Raw genomic sequence first — 425 nt, 5'->3', positions numbered from 1 at the left:
ATATCCCTGTTGCCAAGCTCCCACGAACCACGCAACGCAAACAGATTACGCCCCGTTAGAGCATCGCATCCAATTTTTTGGAGTTTTTCGATAACCTGCTGATGGTGTCGCTTAGAGACAACTTCAATGAGTTCGAGAGCCTTTTTGCCGAGTTCAGTGTCAGGCGTCTGCGTATAATTCTGGACCATAAGACAGGGTTCAGAGACGTTATAGAAAGCATGATGCGGGAGCATCAGCCCAACAATCTTATTCTCCATCTGCTCGAATTTTATTTCATCACCAACGATGACACGACCATCAAGAGAAGGCTCAACACAGAGAGCCATAGCAATATCGGGCCCGAACATATCCAATGATTTAGGGACACCTATCGTGGCTTCGCCTTCATCACGCTTCGTGAAAAGCTCAGCATCATTGATGACACG

General features: G+C 47.1%; 1 protein-coding gene. It reads right to left on the bottom strand.

Translation table 11 applies throughout. The features are described from left to right. Window positions 1-425, bottom strand: a 425-nt coding sequence (locus KP705_RS18080) for a hypothetical protein (protein ID WP_215765295.1), incomplete at both ends; no start/stop codon positions are given.

The organism is Gluconobacter sp. P1D12_c (assembly GCF_018812105.1).
Lineage (GTDB): Bacteria > Pseudomonadota > Alphaproteobacteria > Acetobacterales > Acetobacteraceae > Gluconobacter > Gluconobacter oxydans_A.
Note: the sequence above shows the minus strand (reverse complement) of the source record. Positions and strands in the feature narration are given on the sequence as shown.